The sequence below is a fragment of the Chitinimonas sp. BJYL2 genome, assembly GCF_027257935.1.
Lineage (GTDB): Bacteria > Pseudomonadota > Gammaproteobacteria > Burkholderiales > Chitinimonadaceae > Chitinimonas.
Genome location: NZ_JANZKW010000002.1, coordinates 779285 through 799590 on the forward strand (window position 1 = coordinate 779285; position 20306 = coordinate 799590).

Sequence of the window (20306 nt, forward strand, 5' to 3'; positions counted from 1 at the left end):
CTACGCCTTGATGACCCCAGAACGCACTGCCGCCCTGTTTGCCGAGATGGCTCGCCTGTCACCGCTCCCCTTGCTGGCGGTGGACAGCGATACAGGCGCCATCATCGCGTTCAATCAGCTGGCACGCGACACGCTCGGTCTGCAATCCGAGCAACCGGGTCTGCGCGAGCTGTTCGACAACCCGAGTCTGGCACGCCAGTTCCTGCTGATTGCCCGTAATAACGGCTTCATCCGCCAGTTCGAGGCGCGCATACGTCTTTCGGGCGGGCAGCGGGTCTGGGTGCTGCTGGCCGCGCGCCTGTGCGAGATCGACGGTGCGTCGATCCTGCTGGTCACTACCACCGATATCCACGAACGCCGCCTGCAGGAAGAAGCCCTGCGCGAAAGCGAGCTGCGGCACCGCCGCGTGCTCGAAACGGCCAACGAAGGCTACGCGCTTTTCGACGCAGGCATGAACGAGCTGCTCGATGTGAACCCGGCGCTGTGCGATCTGCTGATGTACCACCGCGATGCACTGCTGGCACTACGGGCCGAACAGTTGGTCACGGAGGATAGTCTGGCGGCCTTGCATGCACTGCGCGACCGCTGGCACAACCTGCCCAACCAGAAGGTGGAACTGGGTTTGCGCCGCGCCAATGGCGAGCGGATTGCCGTGGAGGTAAGCATCTCGGCGCTATCGGATCAGGAAGGCCGGGTCACCTCGGTATTTGCACTCATCAGTGACATCACAGCCCGCAAGCTCAGCGAGGAACGCGTGCTGTATCTGGCCTTCTACGATACGCTGACCGCCCTGCCCAACCGTTTCCTGTTTGCTGAGCATGTGGAACAGGCCCTCAAGCAGCGCGCACGCCATGGGCGCCAGCTGGCACTGATGTTCATTGATCTGGACGACTTCAAACGCGTGAACGATACGCTGGGCCACGATGCCGGCGACGAATTGCTGCGCACGGTGGGCAAGCGGCTGAGCAACTGTGTGCGCGCTACCGATACCGTCTCCCGTCAGGGCGGCGATGAGTTCATGGTGCTGCTGGCCAATCTGCAGCAGGGCAGCGATGCGATTGCGGTCGCGGAAAAAATGCTCGGCGCGCTGGCTCAGCCGGTGGAGATTGGTACCCATCAGGTCAGTGTGCAGGCGAGTATCGGGATCGCGCTATGTCCTGAACATGGCGAATCGCTGCATACCCTGCGTCGTCATGCCGATATCGCCATGTATCAAGCCAAGTTCGGCGGCAAACACCGCTATGCGGTGTATTCGGCCGAGGCACACCATCACGAAGACACCGCGACGCCATGAACCTCCACTACCGCATTGTTGCCACGCTGCATATCGTGTTTGCCCTGTTGTTCCTGCTTGTTCTGGCCGTACTGGTGCTGTTTACCGGGGCAATCATGCAGTTTGCGGACATCGACAGCACCGCCATGCAAATCATTGGCGGTACAGCCGGTGTGCTGGCCGCACCATTTGCGCTGCTGGCGGTGGGGCAATTGATTGCCGGGCTGATGCTGCTGCGCGGCAGCCGCGGTGCCCGCATCTGGGTCATCGTGTTCGGCATACTCGAACTGATCAACTTCCCGTTCGGCACCGCCTTGGGCATCTACACGCTATGGGCACTGCTGCAGCCCGATACCAGCGGGCAGCCTGCAGCGCGCAACTGATCATGCAACGCGGCTGATGGCCTGTACGAACAGATAGACCACCGCCAGCAAACCCACCACCCACGCCAGCGAACGCTGCCAGGCCAGATTGGCCAGATACAGCACGCCGTGCAGCACGCGGGCCATCACAAACACCAGCGCCGCAGTGTTGATCTGGTCGGCTGGCACACCTGCCTGCACCGCGACCAGCACTGCCGCAAAAAACGCTGGGGCCGATTCGAAGGCATTGTTGTGTGCCCACAAGGCCCGTGCAGCAAAACCCTCGAGCTTGGCCTGCTGCGCACGCGGCGCGTAGTTGTTGTAGCGACGGGGTGTACCGTCCTCATGCTTGCCGCCGAACTTGGCAAAGTAGATCCAGATGAATGGCAGCAGGGCCACAATCAGCATCGATGCATAGGCAATCGCCATGTCGTAACTCCAGGTTAGATGTCCGATCTTAGCAGCAACACGGCATGGAGCATGGGCGCTCAAACGGCTAAAATGCCGGTTTTGCGATTGCTGACAATTAGAGGAGCAACACCATGTCCATGGCCGACCGCGACGGTTTCATCTGGTACGACGGCAAGCTGGTCGATTGGCGCGATGCAAACACCCATGTGCTGACGCATACCCTGCATTACGGTCTGGGCGTGTTCGAAGGCGTGCGTGCCTACGAAACCAGCCAGGGCCCGGCGATTTTCCGCCTGCAGGATCACACCGACCGCCTGTTCAACTCGGCCAAGATCCTCGGCATGGAGCTGCCCTACAGCAAGGAACAGATCAACGAAGCGCACAAGCAAGTGGTGCGCGAGAACAAGCTCAAGTCGTGCTACTTCCGCCCCATGGCTTTCTATGGCTCGGGCAAACTCGGCATTGCACCGCCCAAGGGCGATGTGCACGTGATCGTGGCCGCCTGGCCGTGGGGTGCGTATCTGGGTGACGACGGCATCAACAAGGGCATCCGCGTGAAGACCTCGTCGTTCACACGCCACCATGTCAACGTGACCATGTGCAAGGCCAAGGCCAACGGCAACTACATGAATTCGATCCTCGCCAATACCGAAGCCGTGCGCGACGGTTACGAGGAAGCGCTGCTGCTGGATGTGGATGGCTATGTGGCTGAAGGCTCGGGCGAAAACATCTTCGTGATTCGCAAGGGCAAGATCTACACGCCGGACCTGACCAGCTGCCTCGCCGGCATCACCCGCGACACCATCTTCCAGCTGGCTGCCGAGCACGGTTACGAAGTGATCGAGAAGCGCATCACCCGCGATGAGGTCTACATTGCGGATGAAGCCTTCTTCACCGGCACCGCTGCCGAAGTCACGCCCATCCGCGAACTCGATGGCCGCCCGATTGGCGACGGCAAGCGCGGCCCGATCACCACCCAGCTGCAAGCCGCCTACTTCGCAGCCGTGAAGGGTGAGTCGGCCAAGCACGCGGGCTGGCTGACGCTGGTTTAAGTGTTCACGCGGGCCGCACGGCCCGCCCTTTGCTTCCAACGGGAAACACCATGACGCAACTCAAAGAAAACACCCAGAAGCACATCGAAGTCGAAGCCGGCGATCTACCGCTGCATTGCCCGATGCCCTCCATGCTCAAGTGGAATGCCCACCCGCGCGTGTTCCTGCCCATCGAGGCCAAGGGCGAGGCGCTGTGCCCGTACTGCGGCACCAAGTACGTACTCAAGGGTGGCCCGGTCGGTCACGGTCACTGATCGATGCACTATCGCATCCTCGTCGTCGCCCCCGCCTGGGTGGGCGATAGCGTCATGGCCCAGCCGCTGTACCAGCGCATCAAGCAATACCGGCCTGACGCACACCTGACCGTGATGGCGCCCGACTGGACGCTGCCACTACTTGAGCGCATGCCCGAGGTGGACGCCACGCTGCGCAACCCCTTCGGCCATGGCGCGCTCAAGCTGGGCAAACGCTGGCAGCTCGGGCGCAGCCTCAAGCGCAAGTTCGATCAGGCCATCCTGCTGCCTAACTCGATCAAATCGGCACTCGTCCCCTGGTTTGCTCGCGTGCCCATCCGCACCGGCTTTGTGGGCGAATCGCGCTACGGCTTGCTCAACGATATCCGCACGCTGGACCCTAAAGCCCTGCCGATGATGGTGGAGCGCTTTGCGATTCTGGCCGAACCCGGTGGCAAGCCCTTGCCACGCCCGGTGCCGGCACCGCATCTGACCATCCGCCCCGAATCGCAACAGGCCGCCCTCAAGGCGCTGGGGCTGGATCTGGACAGGCCCGTGGTTGCTTTCTGCCCCGGCGCCGAGTTCGGCCCGGCCAAGCGCTGGCCGGCACGGCACTTTGCCGAGCTGGCACGCCGGCTCAGCTCGCAGGGTTATGCCATCTGGCTGTTCGGCTCCAGCAAGGATCGCGGCGAAACCGAGGCCATTGCGCGTATGGCGGGCGTGCCGCTGGTGGATCTGGCGGGCCGTACCACGCTGGCACAGGCCATTGATCTGCTTTCGCTAGCGCATCTGGTCGTCACCAATGATTCGGGCCTCATGCATGTGGCTGCCGCATTGGAGCGTCCGCTGGTGGCGCTGTATGGGTCCAGCAGCCCCGAGTTCACGCCGCCACTGAACGAGCGCGCCGAGGTCGTCACGCTGGATCTGGAGTGCAGCCCCTGTTTCGAGCGCAACTGCCCGCTCAAGCATTTTGACTGCATGGAAAAGCTCGGCTGCGATCAGGTCGAAGCCGCCATTGCGCGCACGCTGACCAAGCCGCCCGGCACGCCGGCCAGCCCGTACATCCCGGTTGCGGCAGTTTAAAGCCCAACAAAAAAGCGCCGTGAGGCGCTTTTTTGTTGGGTGCTACCCGGCCAACCCGGCACATCAGATCTGCCAGGAACCCTTGATGAACAGCTCGCGCTGCTTGGTACTACCCGAGGCCGATTTGTCGCGGCCATCAGCCATCGTCGCGCCCACATACAGCGCCCGGCCCGAGCTACGGCGATGCGTGTATACCAACGACACCGTATCGCGCTTTTCACCCAGACTCACGGTCGTTGCGTAGGCCGCCGGGTTACGCGCAATGTCGCGATGCTGCCAGATCAGCCGCGCAGTATCACGCGCGCTAAAGTGGAAGATGGAGTTCCACTGATAGGCCATCTCGCGGTAGGCACGGTCAGGCGTCACCTGGGCACCATCTACCCAGACGCGCTCAAGGAACTGCTCGATCTCGATACGTTCATGCGGGCGAATGCGGGTGAATACCGACATATATCCCCCTTTGCCGACCCGACCATTCTCGTAGTCCACCTGATCGCCCAGATCCGCCCGCACCGTCAGGCGGTTCAGCAGCTTGGATGGCGCACCATCGGCCGACAGATGCACATAGTCGCGCTTCAGCAAGGGGCCGCCCGCCGCTGCACGGGTGCGCTCGTTACCGTGCCACTCGAGATTGAAGAAGCTGTCATAAGGGCCGGCCAGAAAGTATCCCGGCGAGACATGGCGCGACACCGTGTTGCCGTCGCGATCCTGCACCACGCCCGTATTCAGGTAAGGGTTGCGCTCACGCCAGGCACCCTCGTGATTGAATTTGCGATTCAGGTTCACATCCAGGCTGCGGATGCCGGTCTGGGTAATGAAGCCGTTATCGGCGCGGAAGTCCTTGCCGATATCCTTGTAGCGCGCAAACAGGTTCCACTCGGGTGTCTGATGGTTGGCGTCGAAATACAGGGCGTGGCCATCACGCGCCGCACCACGCGCCAGGGTGCCATCGGCTTGCACATGGGCCGTGGTATCGCTGAGCAGCAATTGGCCGCGGAAGCGGGTGAAATCGCTGGCTTGCAGATTGGCATCGGCGCCGATCACGCGGTTATAGCCACGGCCCTGCTCCAGGGTGCGGTCAGTGAACACCCCGCCAAACTGCCAGCGATCCTGACGCAGGCTGCCGCGCGCAATCGTGGCCTGCGAACGGAAATCCTGGCTGGCGAAACCGTTGCCATAGGCGCTGGGGTTCACCACCAAGCCACCACCTTTGTCCTGCGCCGTCATCACCGTGGCATCGGCCGTTGTACCACGCCAGCTAGCGCGTACGCCCCAGTCCGGATCGGTCATCGAGCGCGTGTGGATCACTTGCAGCGTGGCATCGTCGGGGAACGGCGCCTGCAGCAGATCGGCACCCTCGAGGAAAAACGGTCGCTTTTCCGGGAAGAACACGGCAAAGCGGCTGTTCCCCGCCAGCGCAGGCGCATCCAGCTCCACCTGCGAGAAATCCGGATTCAGCGTCAGGTCCACCACCCAGTCCGAGCGTGGACGCAGCTTGGCGTCGATGGAAACGTCCACATCGCTATGGCGCGTCTTGCTGCCATCGGGCCGGGTCAACTCGGCCTGGCGGGCCAGCAATTGCGGCGTCACCGACCAGTTGAAGCCGGGCTCCGGCGGCGTCATGCCCGTCACGGGCGTGGTGTAGCACAGGAAGCAACGTGAATCGCGCGGCACCGGGCCGCTAGTCAGGCGGTAGCGGTCGCCACGGGTCAGGCTGCGCAATGCCATCACGCGCCAATCCTTGCCCTTGCCGTTATAGGCCAGAGACGAGAACGGAATCCGCAGCTCGGCTGTCCAGCCGCTCTCGGTGCGTGATCCTGCGGCGTCAAAATCGTAATCGGGCGAGAAATCTTCTCCGCCGCCATCGGTGAACATGCCGTCGCCCACTGCGCCGCGCGGGTTCACGCGGAAGAACTGGGCGGCCTTGCCGTCGCCAGTCGGGTCCAGATAGAAAACAAAGAAGTCCTGATCGCCGAGCACCTTGTCGCGGCGCGCGAATGGCTCGCGGATATCGGCCGGGTTCGGGTCGGTAGCTTCGAGTGCCACGTAGAAATACTGGTCGTCGTAAGCAATCCGCATCGCCGTGGGCATGCCAGCGGGGCGGTTGTCGTTGGGGGTGTGTTCATAGAACTGGGCGTTGCGCGGCGCCTTTTGCCAAGCGGCGTCGTCCAGTTTGCCATCGGGGCTGATTGTCTCGCCGGGCGCGAGCCGGTAGGCGGCCATGTCGGCCAGTACGGGGGTAGAAAAGGCCAGCAGCAAGGCCAGAGTCAGTTTTTTCATGAGCGCTTCTCGTCGTGGCGGTCTGTTGTGTATTGGCCGCGCACTGTACGTAAGCGCCCTCTCGCCAGCACGACCGCTGCGATAAAGCGGCCAAGCTGGCGATAAAACGTCATTTCGCCGGATGCGCTGCGGCAGCCGGCTTGCGTATCAGTCGCGGAAGTTCTGGTATTGCAGCGGGAAGTCGCTGATTTCCTTGCGCACCAGCGCAATCGTGTCCTGCAGGATGTCGCGCTTGGCGCCCGATACGCGCACGGTCTCACCCTGGATGCTGGCCTGCACCTTGAGCTTGGAATCCTTGATCACGCGGACGATCTTCTTGGCCAGCTCTGTCTCCACACCCACACGCACGGTAATGGTCCGTTTGACCTTGTTGCCGCTGATCTTTTCCAGGTCGCCCTCCTTGAGGCAACGCACATCGATGCCACGCTTGGCGAGCTTGCCCACCAGCACTTCCTTGACCTGATCGAGCTGGAAGTCGGTATCGGCAAACAGCGTCAGCACTTTCTCGGCCTGCTCGACGCGAGCATCCGAGCCCTTGAAGTCGAAACGGTTGCCGACTTCCTTATTGGTCTGATCGACCGCGTTGCGCACTTCTACCTGATCCACTTCGGACACGATGTCGAAAGACGGCATAATTCCATTCTCCCTGGCCAGCCAGCCTGGCCGGCGGCGATATCGATAAAAACCACATTTTACCCGAGTGAACCATGAATCCAGCCACCCCGCTTGATGCCCTGACCCGCAAGACCGCCAGTCAGGTGGTCTACCAGATCTTTCCCGAGCGCTTTGCCATCGGCAACGGCCTCAGCAGCGCCGAAAAACTGGCCCAAGCCGCTTACGACCGTGCTGACGTCGTCAAGCGGGATTGGGACGAGAGCACACTGAACCAGCCCTGGGGCCAGCAGTTCTACGGTGGCGACCTCGACGGCATTGCCGACAAGCTCGATTATCTGCAAGACCTTGGCATCACCGGTGTGTACCTGACACCCGTATTCACCGCGCCCAGCAATCATAAATACGACGCGGTCGACTTTTTCAGCGTGGACCCGATGTTCGGTGGCGATGCCGCCCTGCAGCGACTCACGGGCGCCTTGCATGCACGCGGCATGACGCTGACGCTGGATGCTGTGCTCAACCATGTCTCGGACCAGAACCCCTGGTTCAAAGCGGCGCAGGCGGGCGATGCCGCCAAGCGCGACTGGTTTAGCTTCCGTGCCGATGGCAGCTATCTGTGCTGGCAGGATTTCGGCAGCATGCCCGAGCTGAACCTCAGCAACGGCGCGGTGCGCGACGTGCTGTATCGCAAGCCCGATAGCCTGGTGCAGTACTGGCTCGGCAAGGGTATCGACAACTGGCGTTTCGATGTGGCCCAGGATGTGGGCATTGAAGTGGCGCAGGAAATGCGCCGCTGTGTGGAACCCCACTTCCCGGATGCCATCCTGCTCGGCGAACTCAACGGCTTCTCGGGCAGCTGGTTCCAGGCCGGCGGCGGTTTCCACGGCATGATGAACTACTGGTACCGCACCGCCACGCTGGCCTGGCTGGCCGGCGAGATTGATGCCGTACAGATGAACCGTGCCTTGGCCGATGCCCGTGCCGCCTACGGCCTGCCCGGCCTGCTGTGCAGCTGGAACATGCTGTCCAGCCACGACACGCCGCGCCTGATTACTACCGTGGGCAGCATTGAAAAATCGCGTCTCGCACTGGCCATGCTGATGACCATGCCGGGTGTACCGCTGTTGTACTACGGCGAGGAGATCGGCATGGAGGGCGGGGCCGACCCTGATTGCCGTCGCCCCATGCGCTGGAACGAGGCGGAGTGGAACCAGGCCCAGCGGGCGCTGGTCAAGCAGCTGATCACCATCCGCCAAGGCAACCCGGCACTGCAGTACGGCGACGTCACCGTGCTGGGCGACCGCCTCGCCGGCAACGCGCTGGTGTTCCTGCGCCATACCGACCAGCCCGGCGAAGCCGCGCTGGTGGTGGTGAACCTGAGCAACCAGCCCCTGCAAACCCGCCTGCTGCTGCCGTATTCGCATTGGTACGACGGCGTGCCGCTAAAGGATGCGCTGGGCACCAGTAGCGACACCAAGGTGCAGGCCGCCAGTGTCTTGCTCGATATAGCGCCGCACAGCGCTGCAATCTATCAGGCATACGAGCCTTACCAGAACTACACTTTCTTCAAACCCCGAAATCGCAGCTGAACGCGGCGCACGAGCAGACCATGGCGGATAGCGAGCTTTTATACCAGCGAACAGCCTACTTTCTGGCACAGACCTTTTTCATCAAGGACAACCGGGAAGAGCTGCTCCAGTGCGCGCATAAGTACGATTTTGAAATCGCGTTCTTTGATCAGCTGGCCGACTTTGTCGACCAGCTGCATCACGCGAGTGATGACGATCTCTACGTCATTGATCTGGATGTGCTCAACAACATGCAGACCGAGAGCAACCGGACCATGTTTCTGGGCGATCTGCTCAAGCGCCTGCCGGCCGGGCGCGAGTATGTCTACCTGCAAACCGCCCGCCAGAGTGGTCGTTTCCTGCTCCAGCGCACGCTGGTCGAGAACAACTGCCTCGCTTATGCAGAAAAGCCAATCGCCAATGATGTGCTGATCGACAAGCTGTTCAACCTGTTTGCGCGCAAGCGCTCACCCGAGCGGAGCCGCGTGGTGTATCTGGGTGATCGTCATGCCTTTGATACGGGCATGCTGCGTGAGGCTGCCGTGGAGGTGTTTCCGCACGAGGATGCGCAGACCCTGCACCAGATGGTCAAGCAGCATCGTCCTGACGTGGTGATCATTGACGATACGTTCTTCATGCGCACTCCCGTGGTCGCACAGGTACTCAAGAAGAACATCGAGGTCGATCCCAGCATGGAGATCGTGCTGCTCCAGGGCAAACCCGATGCCCTTGTCTCTCGCCAGGGTATCGAAAGCGGCTTCGATGAAATCATGCTACTCAAGGATCGAGACATCCTGACGCGGCAGATGCTCAACCGCCTGCTCAAGACCCGCGTGAACAAAAACCTGATCAGCCGTGATCGCGCCACCGGCCTGCTGAACAAGGTCGGCTTCCAGCGGCGGGCACAGGAAACCATCCGCCAGGCTGCGGCGGCCGGTGTGCCGCTGTCGCTGGCCGTGATCGATATCGACAAGTTCAAGACCATCAATGACACCTGGGGCCACTACTTCGGGGATATCGTCATCAAGCGTCTCTCACTGCTGCTGGATGCCCATGTGGGTGCCGATGATCTGTTAAGCCGCTTTGGCGGTGAAGAATTCGTGCTCTTGCTGTGGAACTGTGATGGTGCCGCCGCGCACCAACGTATGGACGCCATGCGGCTAGCCTTCGGGCAGCTCGGCTTTGAGGTGGCGGCCGGCGATATGCGTCAGTTTTCGTTCAGCGGCGGGGTGGCAAGCTACCCGCAGTTCCAGACCGAAAGCACGTTGTTCCTGCAGGCTGACGCCATGTTGTACGAAGCCAAGCAGGGCGGCCGCAACCGCATCTGCAGGTAGGATCCCTGCCACTGCACCGGGCTGGCCAAGCAGGCGGCTCGGGCTCCCCGCATCATTCCCGAGTGCACGTCACCGCCTGCAGAGGTAAAATAGCGGGCTTTTCCGGCTGCGGCCGGGCTGCTTTTGACAATAAATCCAACGGAGTAGTACCCATGCGTCAACTGATTCTGGCCGCCCTGTTTGCCGCCGCGAGCAGCACTGCTTTTGCCGCAGCCGACGATACCGCGGCTGCCAAAAAGCCCACCAAGCCGGCCAAGGCCGCCAAGGCAGACAAGAAGACTGCCGCCCCGGCACCCGCCACAGCGCCCGTGGTCAATGTCGCCCTGCGTGACTACTCGACTGCCTTTGCCAAGAACTACGACACCTTGGCCACCTACCTGAGCACGCCTATTGCGCCGCCGGCACCACCGGCCACGCCGGACAAGAAGGATGCCAAGGCACCCGAGGTCAAGCCGCAGCTGCCTCAGCTCACCCCCGAACAATTGGCTGATATCCGCTGGAAGATCTACAAGGACACCTCACCCTACACCACGGGTAGCGACGAGGCCGCCAGCAAGCAGGCACTGCTCGATGCCTGGCCCAAGTATGAGCCGCTCATGCCGCAGATCCGCCAGGGTGCTGCCGGTCTGCAGCCCACGCTGTCGGCCATCAATACCGCGCTGGCCAATCTGGTCTATCTGGAAAAGCCGGTTGCCCTGCGCTACATCGTGTATGTCGATACCTTCAAGCCCTCGTATCGCAGCGAGTGGGATGGCACGCACCTGAACTTCTATTTCCCGCTGGAACAGAACTTCGACACGATGCTGCTGCCGTTCACCCGGACGCTGTCACGCCATTTCCTGGCCAATGCCGCCGTTTGGGGTGACCGTCCGCGCTCGCTGGTTGAGCTGATCATCCAGGAAGGCGTAGCCGCCCACATGATCGCCGCCGTGATCGAAAACCAACCGGCACACGTCTATCTGGGCCTGAGCCAAGAGCAGGTGCAGCAACTGACCGCCAGCCGCAAGGACGATCTGAAGGAAGTGATCTCCCGTCTGGCAGAGCCTGCACCGGCGAACCCGAGTGTCGAGCAACTGGCCCGTTACCGTTATGCCGGCTGGCTGCTGGTGGACTATCTGCAGAAGCAGGACATCAAGCTCTACGACCTGATCCGTCAGCGTCAGTCTGATCTGGTACGTGGCGCTCAGTTGGCTACCGGCTCGGTGATCCGCGCCAAATAAAGCTGCGCCGGCGCGCAAGCAAACGCGCTAAGATCGACAGGCCGCCTCAGGGCGGCCTTGTCGTATCCGCAACCGGTAGCGCCCCATGGCTGAAGACAGCGATCTAGAACGTACAGAAGACCCCAGTCCCCGAAGGCTGGAAGATGCGCGCGCCAAAGGGCAGATTGCACGCTCACAGGAGCTGGTTGCCTTCTCGGTATTGCTTGCCGGCTTGGGCAGCATCATGGCCATGGGTGGATCCATACTCGACGGCTTCAAGAAAATCTTTCGCGATACCCTGGTTTTTGATCGCGGCACCTTAGCCGATATGGATCTGGTCGTCGCCCGCTTCGCGCAGGCCTCCTGGGATGGCCTGATGATCGTGTTACCCGTGTCGGCCACCATCGCCGTTGCTGCCGTACTCGCTTCGATACTCCTGTCCGGCTGGCTGTTCACCTGGGATGCGGTCGCCCCCAAATTCAGCAAGCTCAATCCCATCAGCGGCATTGGCCGCATGTTCTCGATCCGCTCGCTGGTCGAGATGAGCAAAGCCATTCTCAAGTCTGCACTGATTGGCGGTATCGCCGCCTTCACCATCTGGAGCGAACGCGACGAGATTGCCCAACTAATCGTGATGCCCCCCTACGAGAGCCTCGCCTATCTGGTGGACATGATCGAAACCACCTTGTTGATCGTGGTGGGTTCGATGATCGTGATCGTGCTGATCGATGTGCCCTATCAGCTGTGGGATTACAAACGCAACCTGCGCATGACCAAGGAAGAGGTCAAGCAGGAAAACAAGGAATCCGACGGCGATCCCCATATCAAAGCCAAGATCCGCCAATTGCAGATGCAGGCGGCGCGTCAGCGCATGATGGCGGAAATCCCCAAGGCCAATGTCATTGTCACCAACCCTACCCACTACGCCGTCGCATTGCGCTACGACGAAAAAACCATGCAAGCACCGCAAGTGGTTGCCAAGGGTGCCTTTCTGCTGGCCGAGCGCATCATCGAGATCGGCAAGGAAAACAAGGTACCCATCCTGCGCACCCCGCCATTGGCCCGGGCTTTGTACCACCACGCCGACCTAGGTCAGGACATCCCCACGGCGCTGTACTCGGCCGTCGCGGAAGTGCTTGCCTACATCATGCAACTGACCAGTTTCCGCAAGTTTGGCGGGCACTCACCCACACTGAGCAGCACCCTGCCCGTGCCGCCCGAGCTGGACCCTGGCGGCGAAGCATAGCGACTCGCCCTGCGTTTATTGCTGCTGGTAGAAATACCCAACAAAAAGCCCGTCACTTGGACGGGCTTTTTGTTGGGCTTGCCAGCGTGGCTCAGTTTTCCGAGGCACGCAGGGCGCGCTTGCGATCATGCTCATTCAGATGGCGCTTGCGAATACGGATGCTCTGCGGCGTGATCTCAACCAGCTCGTCATCATCAATGAACTCCACCGCCGACTCCAGGGTCAGCTTGATCGGGGGGGTCAGACGTACGGCCTCATCAGTGCCCGATGCGCGGACGTTGGTCAGCTGCTTGCCCTTGATGGGGTTGACGATCAGATCATTGTCGCGCGAGTGGATGCCGATGATCATGCCTTCATACAGCTTGTCGCCGGGGCTCACGAACATACGGCCGCGGTCTTCCAGCTTCCACAGCGCATAGGCGACCGCTTCGCCGTTATCCTGCGAGATCAGTACGCCATTGTGACGGCCAGGCATATCCGGCTTGGTCGGTGCGTAGTCGTCGAACACATGGCTCATCAGGCCGGTACCACGCGTCATGGTCATGAAGTCGGACTGGAAGCCGATCAGGCCACGGGCAGGGATATGGTATTCGAGACGGGTACGGCCCTGGCCATCCGATTCCATATTGGTCAGCTCGCCGCGGCGACGACCGATTTCTTCCATGATGCCGCCCTGGTGTTCATCTTCCAGGTCGATGGTCAGGTTTTCGTACGGCTCGCACTTCACGCCGTTGATTTCCTTGTACACCACGCGCGGCTTGGCCACGGCCATTTCAAAGCCTTCGCGACGCATGCTTTCCAGCAGGATGGTGAGGTGCAGCTCGCCACGACCGGAAACACGGAACACATCGGCATCCGCCGTATCTTCCACACGCAGGGCCACGTTGGTCAGCAGTTCCTTGTTCAGGCGATCGCGAATCTGGCGCGAGGTGACGAACTTGCCCTCGGTGCCGGCCAGCGGCGAGGTATTGACCATGAAGTCCATGGTCAGGGTCGGCTCGTCCACACCCAGTACAGGCAAACCAACCGGGTTTTCCTTGTCACAAATGGTGACACCGATACCGATATCGTCGAGACCCGAAATGATGATGATGTCACCGGCTTCGGCACCGTCGACCGGCACACGTTCCAGACCCTTGAAACCGAGAACCTGGTTGATGCGGCCGGTTGCCACCTGCTCGTCATGGTTCATCACCACGACTTGCTGGCCCGGCTTGATACGACCGTTGATCACCTTGCCTACGCCAAGACGGCCAGTGTAGGTCGAGTAATCCAGTGCGGCCAGTTGCAGCTGCAAGGGGGCATTGGCATCACCGGGCGGGGTGGGCACATGCTTGAGCACGGTTTCGAACAGCGGACGCATATTGTCCGAGGTCTCATCCAGGTTCAGCTTGGCAAAGCCATTGAGGCCAGACGCATAAATGATGGGGAAATCGAGTTGCTCGTCGGTTGCGCCGAGACGGTCGAACAGATCGAAGGTCTGGTCCAGCACCCAGTCAGGGCGCGCACCGGGGCGGTCAACCTTGTTGATCACGACGATAGGACGCAGACCCAAAGCCAGTGCCTTCTTGGTCACGAAGCGGGTTTGCGGCATCGGGCCTTCTACGGCATCCACCAGCAGCAGCACGCCATCGACCATGCCGAGCACACGCTCGACTTCACCGCCAAAGTCGGCGTGACCGGGGGTGTCGACGATATTGATATGCGTGCCTTCGTAATCAATCGCCGTGTTCTTGGCCAGAATCGTGATGCCACGCTCCTTCTCAAGATCGTTGCTGTCCATCACGCGTTCATCAACCTGCTGGTTGTCGCGGAAGGTGCCAGACTGGCGAAGGAGTTGGTCAACCAGGGTCGTCTTGCCGTGGTCAACGTGGGCGATAATGGCGATATTACGGAGGGCGCGGGACATGGAATGCCTGTCTTGTCGTCAGATGCGAAAGCGGACGATTCTAGCACGACCACCCTGCCGCACTGCACAAACCATTTGAATTTTTCTTTTGTTTTCAGCATAATGCGCTCCGTTGCACTGATTCAGGGTGCAACTCATCGATCTCTGACCTCCGCGCCCTTGCCTTCGCAACGTGATTGGCGCACTGCTTGGTTAGCGTCGATGCAGGCGCTGCCGATCCGCATACCAGCCAAGCAACCGGCCCCTTGCCGATCTCAGCCATCGCAGCCCACCGATTTTGCGGTTGGGCTTATTTTGTAAATTACGAATCTACGCGCTTGCCGCATCGGACGGGTTTTGCCTGTCGGCCCAGCTTCACGGGGTTAATTGTGCTTGGCGGCTGTGCTCGGGTTCGTACGCTTTCCTTTCCAACGACCCGGAAAGCACCACCAGGAAACCGCCTTGACTCAAGTCACCTTCGCCGACCTCGGCCTTGCTCAACCTATTCTCGATACCGTCATCAGCTCGGGTTACACCGAACCCACCCCCGTACAAGCCGCCACCATCCCCCTGCTGCTGCAGCGCCGCGATGTGATGGCATCGGCTGCCACCGGCACCGGCAAGACCGCTGCTTTCATGTTGCCCGCCCTGCACCTGCTGACCGAAAAGTCGGAAAAGCCGGGTCGCGGCCCGCGTGTTCTGGTGCTGTCGCCGACGCGCGAACTGGCCGGCCAGATCAAGGCCGCTGCAGAAACCTACGGCAAGCAACTGCGCCACGCCAAGGTGGTCAGCATCGTGGGTGGCATGCCTTACCCCCTGCAGATCAAGCTGCTGGCCAACCCGTTTGAAATCCTCGTCGCCACCCCGGGTCGTCTGATCGACCTGATGGACCGCGGCCGTATCGATCTCTCGCGCCTGGAAATGCTGGTGCTCGACGAGGCTGACCGCATGCTGGATCTGGGCTTCCGTGACGATATCGCCCTGATCGCCGAGAAGCTGCCGAAGGAGCGCGTGACCGCTCTGTTTTCGGCGACGCTGGATGGCGAGATTCTCAAGATCGGCCAATCGCTGCTGAACAACCCCGAGCGCATCGAAATCGCCCCGCCACCGCGTCGCGAAGAACAGATCCTCGAAAAGCTGCATTACGCCGATGACATCGGTCACAAGACCCGTCTGCTGGATCGCATCCTGGAAGACGACGCCGTCGGCCAGGCCATCATCTTCACCGCCACCAAGATCGACGCCGGTGATCTGGCCGACCGTCTGCTGGGCCAAGGCAAGAAGGCCGCCGCCCTGCACGGCGACATGCCCCAGCGCGAACGCAACCGCACGCTGACTCGCCTCAAGCAAGGCGAAGTCGATGTGCTGGTCGCCACCGACGTAGCCGCCCGCGGTATCGACGTGGCTGGCATTACCCACGTGGTGAACTTCGATCTGCCCAAGTTCGCTGAAGACTACGTTCACCGCATTGGTCGTACCGGCCGCGCTGGTCGCGACGGTATTGCCATCTCCTTTGCCGCCCGCCACGAAGTCCCGGCGCTGCGTCGCATCGAGAAGTTCATCGGCCGCAAGCTGAATCCGTATCAGATGGAAGGCCTCGAAGCCCGCTTTGAGCCGCGCGCCGGCTCGGGCATGGGTGCTGGTGGCAACAAGCGCCCTGGTGGCAGCCGTGATGGCCGCCCCAACAAGTTTGCCGATAGCAGCCGCCCCGGTAACGGTGGTCCCAAGAAGCCTTGGGGCGATCGCCCCGCCGGCAACCGCGAAGGCTTTGGCAATCGTGAAGGCTTTGGCAACCGCGATAACGCCGGTAGCCGTGAGGGCTTCGGCAACCGCGAAGGCGCGGGTAACCGTGACGGTTTCGCCAAGCGCGAAGGTTTCGGTAACCGTGATAACGCCGGCAACCGCGGCGGCTTCGGTCAGCCACGCGAAGGCCAAGGCAATCGCGACAACTTCGGCAACCGTGAAGGCTTCGGCAACCGCAGCAGCTTTGGTGCCCGTGACGACAACTTCGGCAATCGTCGCCCCGCCGGCGGCACCCGCGGTCCGGTCGAGCGCAAGGTGTTTGGTCGCGATGACAACTTCGGCAACCGTGCCCCGCGCGTGAACCGCGCTGACTTCAAGGGTCTGGAAACCGACTCGACGGTCTATGCCGAGCAACCGCGTCTGACCCTGCACAGCCAGTTTGACACCAAGGGCAAGGGTGGCAATCGTGGTGGTAAGCCGGTTGATGGCAACCGCGCTGGCAATGGCAACCGTGCCGGCAACGGCGCACCCAAGCGCACCGCTCCGCGCGCCGGCTATGGTCGTCCTGATTTCGAGTAAGTCTGCGACGTCATGGATACAAAAAGCCACGCCTTAGGGCGTGGCTTTTTTGTTTGCGCATGCCCCGTCTGATACGCCATCAGAACAAGCGCGCCGATCGGCAGGCATCCCCGGAAAACCGCGCGGATATTCAGGCGCAGCACATCCGTATTGATTATATTAAATGCGCAACTTGCCAGCTGATCCGCCACGCAGAGGGACGGGGAGCCGGCGGCTGTATTCCGTTGCACCAATAAATCCAATACTGCGGGAGTGCCAACATGACATTGCGAGCCAAACTGATCGGTCTGGTCGCCGGACTGATTGCCCTGATGGTGATGCTAGCCATCTCCAGCCTGATGACGCTGGCGGCGACCAATGAGGACTTCGCCTCAACCTATAACGATCGCATCGTGCCGCTCAAGCAGCTCAAAGTGGTTGCTGACATGTATGCCGTCAATATCGTCGATACGACCCACAAGCTGAACCACCAAAGCATGGACCCGGCCGCTGCGCAGGCCAGCTACGCCGCGGCCAAGGCTGGTATCTCCGAGCAATGGAAGGCCTACACCGCCACCAAGCTGACGGACGAGGAAAAAGTATTGGTGAGCCGTGCCGAAACGGCAATGGCCAAGGCAGACGAATTGGTACGCCAGCTCGAAGCCAAAACAGCGGCCAAGGATATGGCAGGTATCGATACACTGGCCAGGCAACAGCTCTACCCCGTGATCGACCCCGTCTCCACGGCCATCTCCGAACTGGTGGACCTGCAGTTGCGTGAGGCCAAGAAGGGTTTTGACACGGCCCAGGAAGACTATGCCAGCGTGCGCACCTGGACGGTCATCAAGCTGTTTGTCGCACTGGCACTGGGTATTGGTGTGGCATTCTGGATCGTCACCACCATGAATACCAAGATCTCGACGCTGAACCGGATCATGCGGCAGGCGCGAGATAACAACGACCTCACCTTGCGTATCCCGCAGCACAATCAGGATGAGATCGATAGCGTTGCGCGTGCTTACAACGCGCTAGCCGACAATATGCAGTCCCTGATCCGCACGGTCGCCGTTGCCGTCGATTCCGTGAATGGCGAGGCAGAACAGCTGGCCAGCACTTCCGAGCAGGTAGCCCAAGCTACCAATCTGGGTTCTGAAGCCACCAGCTCCATGGCAGCGGCAGTGGAAGAAGTGACGGTCAGCATTGCGCACGTCGCCGACAGCGCCAAGGAGGCGCACGAAGTTGGCGAGGCCAGCAGGCTGATGGCACAACAAGGTGGCGCGCAGATTCAGGCTACCATCGAGCGCATCCATGCCATCGACGGCGCCGTCGCCTCGACTGCCGACAAGGTCACGGCGCTGGGTAAGGATGCGGAGCGCATTACCAGCGTGGTCAGCGTCATCAAGGATGTGGCCGACCAGACCAATCTGCTGGCGCTCAACGCCGCCATCGAGGCCGCCCGTGCTGGCGAACAAGGCCGTGGTTTTGCAGTGGTGGCTGATGAAGTCCGCAAACTCGCAGAGCGCACCGCCAATGCCACGGTCGACATCCAGAACATGGTCGGTCAGATCGGCGCCAATAGTCAGCAGGCTGTGGCCGCTATTGCCGCTACGGTAGAACGTGCCCATGAGTGCGCCATGCTCGCCAGCGAGGCCGGCAGCGCCATTGCATCGATTACACGGGATGTGGATGCCGGAGAGCATGCCGTTGCCGTGATCGCGGAGGCGCTGAACGAACACAAGGCAGGGACCCAGCAGATTGCCCAGCAGGTTGAACGGGTTGCGCAGATTACCGAAGAAAACACCGCGGCCGTAGCAACAATGAGCCAGACCGCGACCAATCTTGGCGACCTTACCCGCCGTTTGCATGCCGAGATCCGTCGCTTCCGCTACGACGCAGGTGGTGCATGAACCTGAGTCGTCGCTGGTCGCTCAAGCGCAGCCTGCTGATCTCTCTGCTCATTCTCGTTGGTGGGCAGATTGTCCTGCTCTGGCTTGCCGCCAGTCAGGCAAACAGGCTGATGGTGGGCGGGCCTATCTACCGCGATATCAAACAGGCTCAGGATCTGGTGGCAGATATCCTGCCACCGCCGGCCTACCTGGTCGAAACCCATCTGCTTGCCCACGAACTGGAGGCCTCTCCGGACCCCCAACGCATCGGCAAAGTAAAAGCGGCCATTGCGACGTATCGCGAACGGCTGGCCTACTGGCGTAACAGTTCGCTTCCCAAACGTGTGCTGGACCCTATGCTGCTGCGTGCCGAGCCGGCGGCAGAAGCCTATATCACCCTGCTGCAGACCGAGTATCTGCCCGCGTTGACACTGGATGACCGGGACAAGATTGCCGTGCTGCTGCGCACGCTCGACAAGCGCTTTGCCGAGCATCGTGCAGGCGTGGAATTGGCCGTCAATGCGGCCCGCGAATTCCAGGAAAACGAAGAAGCCCGGGCGCAAAAGGAGATCGCGCAGGCCAGAGAGGTCGTGCTGCTGGTCAGCGGGCTCAGCGTATTGGCACTGATCATTGCGGGCTGGATTGCCTGGCGACGCTTGCAAGGCATACTCGGTGGCGAACCCGTACAGGTCCAGACTGCGCTGAGCAGCATGGCTGGCGGGGATCTCTCGCGTCTGCCCGATGAAATGGGTGTGAACGAAGGCAGCATTGCGCACGGTATCGTCCAGTTGCGGGAGCGACTGATGGCGGTGCTGCAGGAGATCCAGTCCGACAGCCTGACACTCGAAGCCCACGCCGCAGAGGTTGCCGCCTCGACCGAACACCTGCAGCGGCAGAGCACCACGCTGGCGACCGCCTTATCGTCTGCGGTCGCCGCCTTGGAGCAGGTCCGGTTCGGCCTAGGCCATACGCGCGCTTCAGCCGCGGAGAACATGAGCCGCGCCACGCTCACCAGAGAATCCGTTCAGCATGGTGTGACCCTGGTGGAAGCCGTGGGACTGGAGATGCAGAAGATCGCCGGCCTTTTAAGGCTGATGGACGACATTGCTTACCAGACTAATATGCTCTCGCTCAATGCCACCATTGAAGCCGCACGGGCAGGTCAGCATGGCAAGGGGTTTGCAGTCGTGGCCAACGAGGTGCGCAAGCTGGCGCAGCGCAGCCAGATCGCGGCCAACGAAGTAGGCGCCGTCAGCGCCCATATCCTGTCCATGTCCGGCGAGGCAAGCAAGGTGTTCCGCAAGCTGCGCGTCGCCGCCGAGGAGGCAGTGGTACGAGGCAGCGAAGTGGCACAGGCGACAGAACTGCAGGCGGACGGCACCAACCATATCGCCGAGTCTATCAGCGGGTTTGCCGCATCCTCACAAAGCGCCAGCGCAGCCGCCGAAGAACTGGCGGCGATGGCAGAGCAGCTCAGCATCATGGCCGAAAGCTTGCGGGAGCAGACAAGCTACTTCCGGATGCCGGCCCCCCGCAGCTGAGCAGGCTTGCGTTATCGGCTCTGGCCGAGCTGTT

Annotated in this window: 15 protein-coding genes and 1 pseudogene; 12 read left to right on the plus strand and 4 right to left on the minus strand. The window is 61.3% G+C overall.

Annotated features, from left to right (window positions below):
* Positions 1-10: 10 nt before the first annotated feature.
* Both O9X62_RS09195 and O9X62_RS09200 read left to right on the plus strand, forming a co-directional pair.
* Positions 11-1294, plus strand: a complete 1284-nt coding sequence (locus tag O9X62_RS09195; protein ID WP_269532518.1) for a diguanylate cyclase domain-containing protein — start codon at positions 11-13, stop codon at positions 1292-1294.
* A complete protein-coding gene (locus O9X62_RS09200; protein WP_269532519.1) occupies positions 1291-1656 on the plus strand; it encodes a hypothetical protein in 366 nt (121 codons plus the stop codon). The genes O9X62_RS09195 and O9X62_RS09200 overlap by 4 nt, the downstream gene beginning before the upstream one ends.
* Here O9X62_RS09200 and O9X62_RS09205 read toward each other — a convergent pair whose 3' ends face one another.
* Positions 1657-2064, minus strand: coding sequence for an MAPEG family protein (locus O9X62_RS09205; RefSeq protein WP_269532520.1), 408 nt, complete (start codon positions 2062-2064; stop codon positions 1657-1659). It abuts the gene before it with no gap.
* Between the two features lie 113 nt (positions 2065-2177).
* Between O9X62_RS09205 and O9X62_RS09210 the strand changes: the two genes are divergently transcribed.
* The 3 genes from O9X62_RS09210 to waaF are packed head-to-tail and all read left to right on the plus strand — an operon-like array spanning position 2178 to position 4414.
* Positions 2178-3098, plus strand: a complete 921-nt coding sequence (locus O9X62_RS09210; protein WP_269532521.1) for a branched-chain amino acid transaminase — start codon at positions 2178-2180, stop codon at positions 3096-3098.
* A gap of 50 nt (positions 3099-3148) precedes the next feature.
* Positions 3149-3352, plus strand: coding sequence for a zinc-finger domain-containing protein (locus O9X62_RS09215; protein WP_269532522.1), 204 nt, complete (start codon positions 3149-3151; stop codon positions 3350-3352).
* Positions 3353-3355: 3 nt separating this feature from the next.
* Positions 3356-4414 carry a lipopolysaccharide heptosyltransferase II gene (gene waaF, locus O9X62_RS09220; protein ID WP_269532523.1) on the plus strand — a complete coding sequence of 353 codons (1059 nt, stop codon included), beginning with the start codon at positions 3356-3358 and terminating at the stop codon, positions 4412-4414.
* Between the two features lie 63 nt (positions 4415-4477).
* Here the strand turns inward: waaF and O9X62_RS09225 are convergent, their stop codons facing one another.
* Both O9X62_RS09225 and O9X62_RS09230 read right to left on the minus strand, forming a co-directional pair.
* A complete protein-coding gene (locus O9X62_RS09225) occupies positions 4478-6694 on the minus strand; it encodes a carbohydrate binding family 9 domain-containing protein (RefSeq protein ID WP_269532524.1) in 2217 nt (738 codons plus the stop codon).
* 147 nt (positions 6695-6841) lie between these two features.
* Positions 6842-7327, minus strand: a complete 486-nt coding sequence (locus O9X62_RS09230; protein ID WP_269532525.1) for a YajQ family cyclic di-GMP-binding protein — start codon at positions 7325-7327, stop codon at positions 6842-6844.
* Positions 7328-7401: 74 nt separating this feature from the next.
* On the opposite strand from O9X62_RS09230, the gene O9X62_RS09235 reads away from it, so the two are divergent.
* From O9X62_RS09235 to flhB, 4 genes are all read left to right on the plus strand, one after another.
* On the plus strand, positions 7402-8898 hold the full coding sequence (locus O9X62_RS09235; protein ID WP_269532526.1) for a glycoside hydrolase family 13 protein: 1497 nt from the start codon (positions 7402-7404) through the stop codon (positions 8896-8898).
* A 20-nt stretch (positions 8899-8918) separates the two neighbouring features.
* The gene (locus O9X62_RS09240) at positions 8919-10211 is read left to right on the plus strand and encodes a GGDEF domain-containing protein (RefSeq protein ID WP_269532528.1); all 1293 of its coding nucleotides are present in this window, start codon (positions 8919-8921) and stop codon (positions 10209-10211) included.
* A 152-nt stretch (positions 10212-10363) separates the two neighbouring features.
* Complete coding sequence (locus tag O9X62_RS09245) at positions 10364-11431, plus strand: hypothetical protein (protein ID WP_269532529.1); 1068 nt, start codon at positions 10364-10366, stop codon at positions 11429-11431.
* Positions 11432-11516: 85 nt separating this feature from the next.
* A complete protein-coding gene (flhB, locus tag O9X62_RS09250; protein WP_269532530.1) occupies positions 11517-12656 on the plus strand; it encodes a flagellar biosynthesis protein FlhB in 1140 nt (379 codons plus the stop codon).
* A 91-nt stretch (positions 12657-12747) separates the two neighbouring features.
* On the opposite strand, the gene typA is transcribed toward flhB, so the two are convergent.
* Complete coding sequence (gene typA, locus O9X62_RS09255; protein ID WP_269532531.1) at positions 12748-14565, minus strand: translational GTPase TypA; 1818 nt, start codon at positions 14563-14565, stop codon at positions 12748-12750.
* Between the two features lie 441 nt (positions 14566-15006).
* Between typA and O9X62_RS09260 the strand changes: the two are divergent.
* From O9X62_RS09260 to O9X62_RS09270, 3 genes and pseudogenes are all read left to right on the plus strand, one after another.
* A pseudogene (locus O9X62_RS09260) lies at positions 15007-16470 on the plus strand (DEAD/DEAH box helicase); the annotation flags it as partial.
* A gap of 656 nt (positions 16471-17126) precedes the next feature.
* Positions 17127-18752, plus strand: coding sequence for a methyl-accepting chemotaxis protein (locus O9X62_RS09265; protein ID WP_269532533.1), 1626 nt, complete (start codon positions 17127-17129; stop codon positions 18750-18752).
* On the plus strand, positions 18749-20272 hold the full coding sequence (locus tag O9X62_RS09270) for a methyl-accepting chemotaxis protein (protein ID WP_269532534.1): 1524 nt from the start codon (positions 18749-18751) through the stop codon (positions 20270-20272). Before O9X62_RS09265 ends, O9X62_RS09270 begins: the two co-directional genes overlap by 4 nt.
* The last annotated feature ends 34 nt before the right edge of the window (positions 20273-20306 follow it).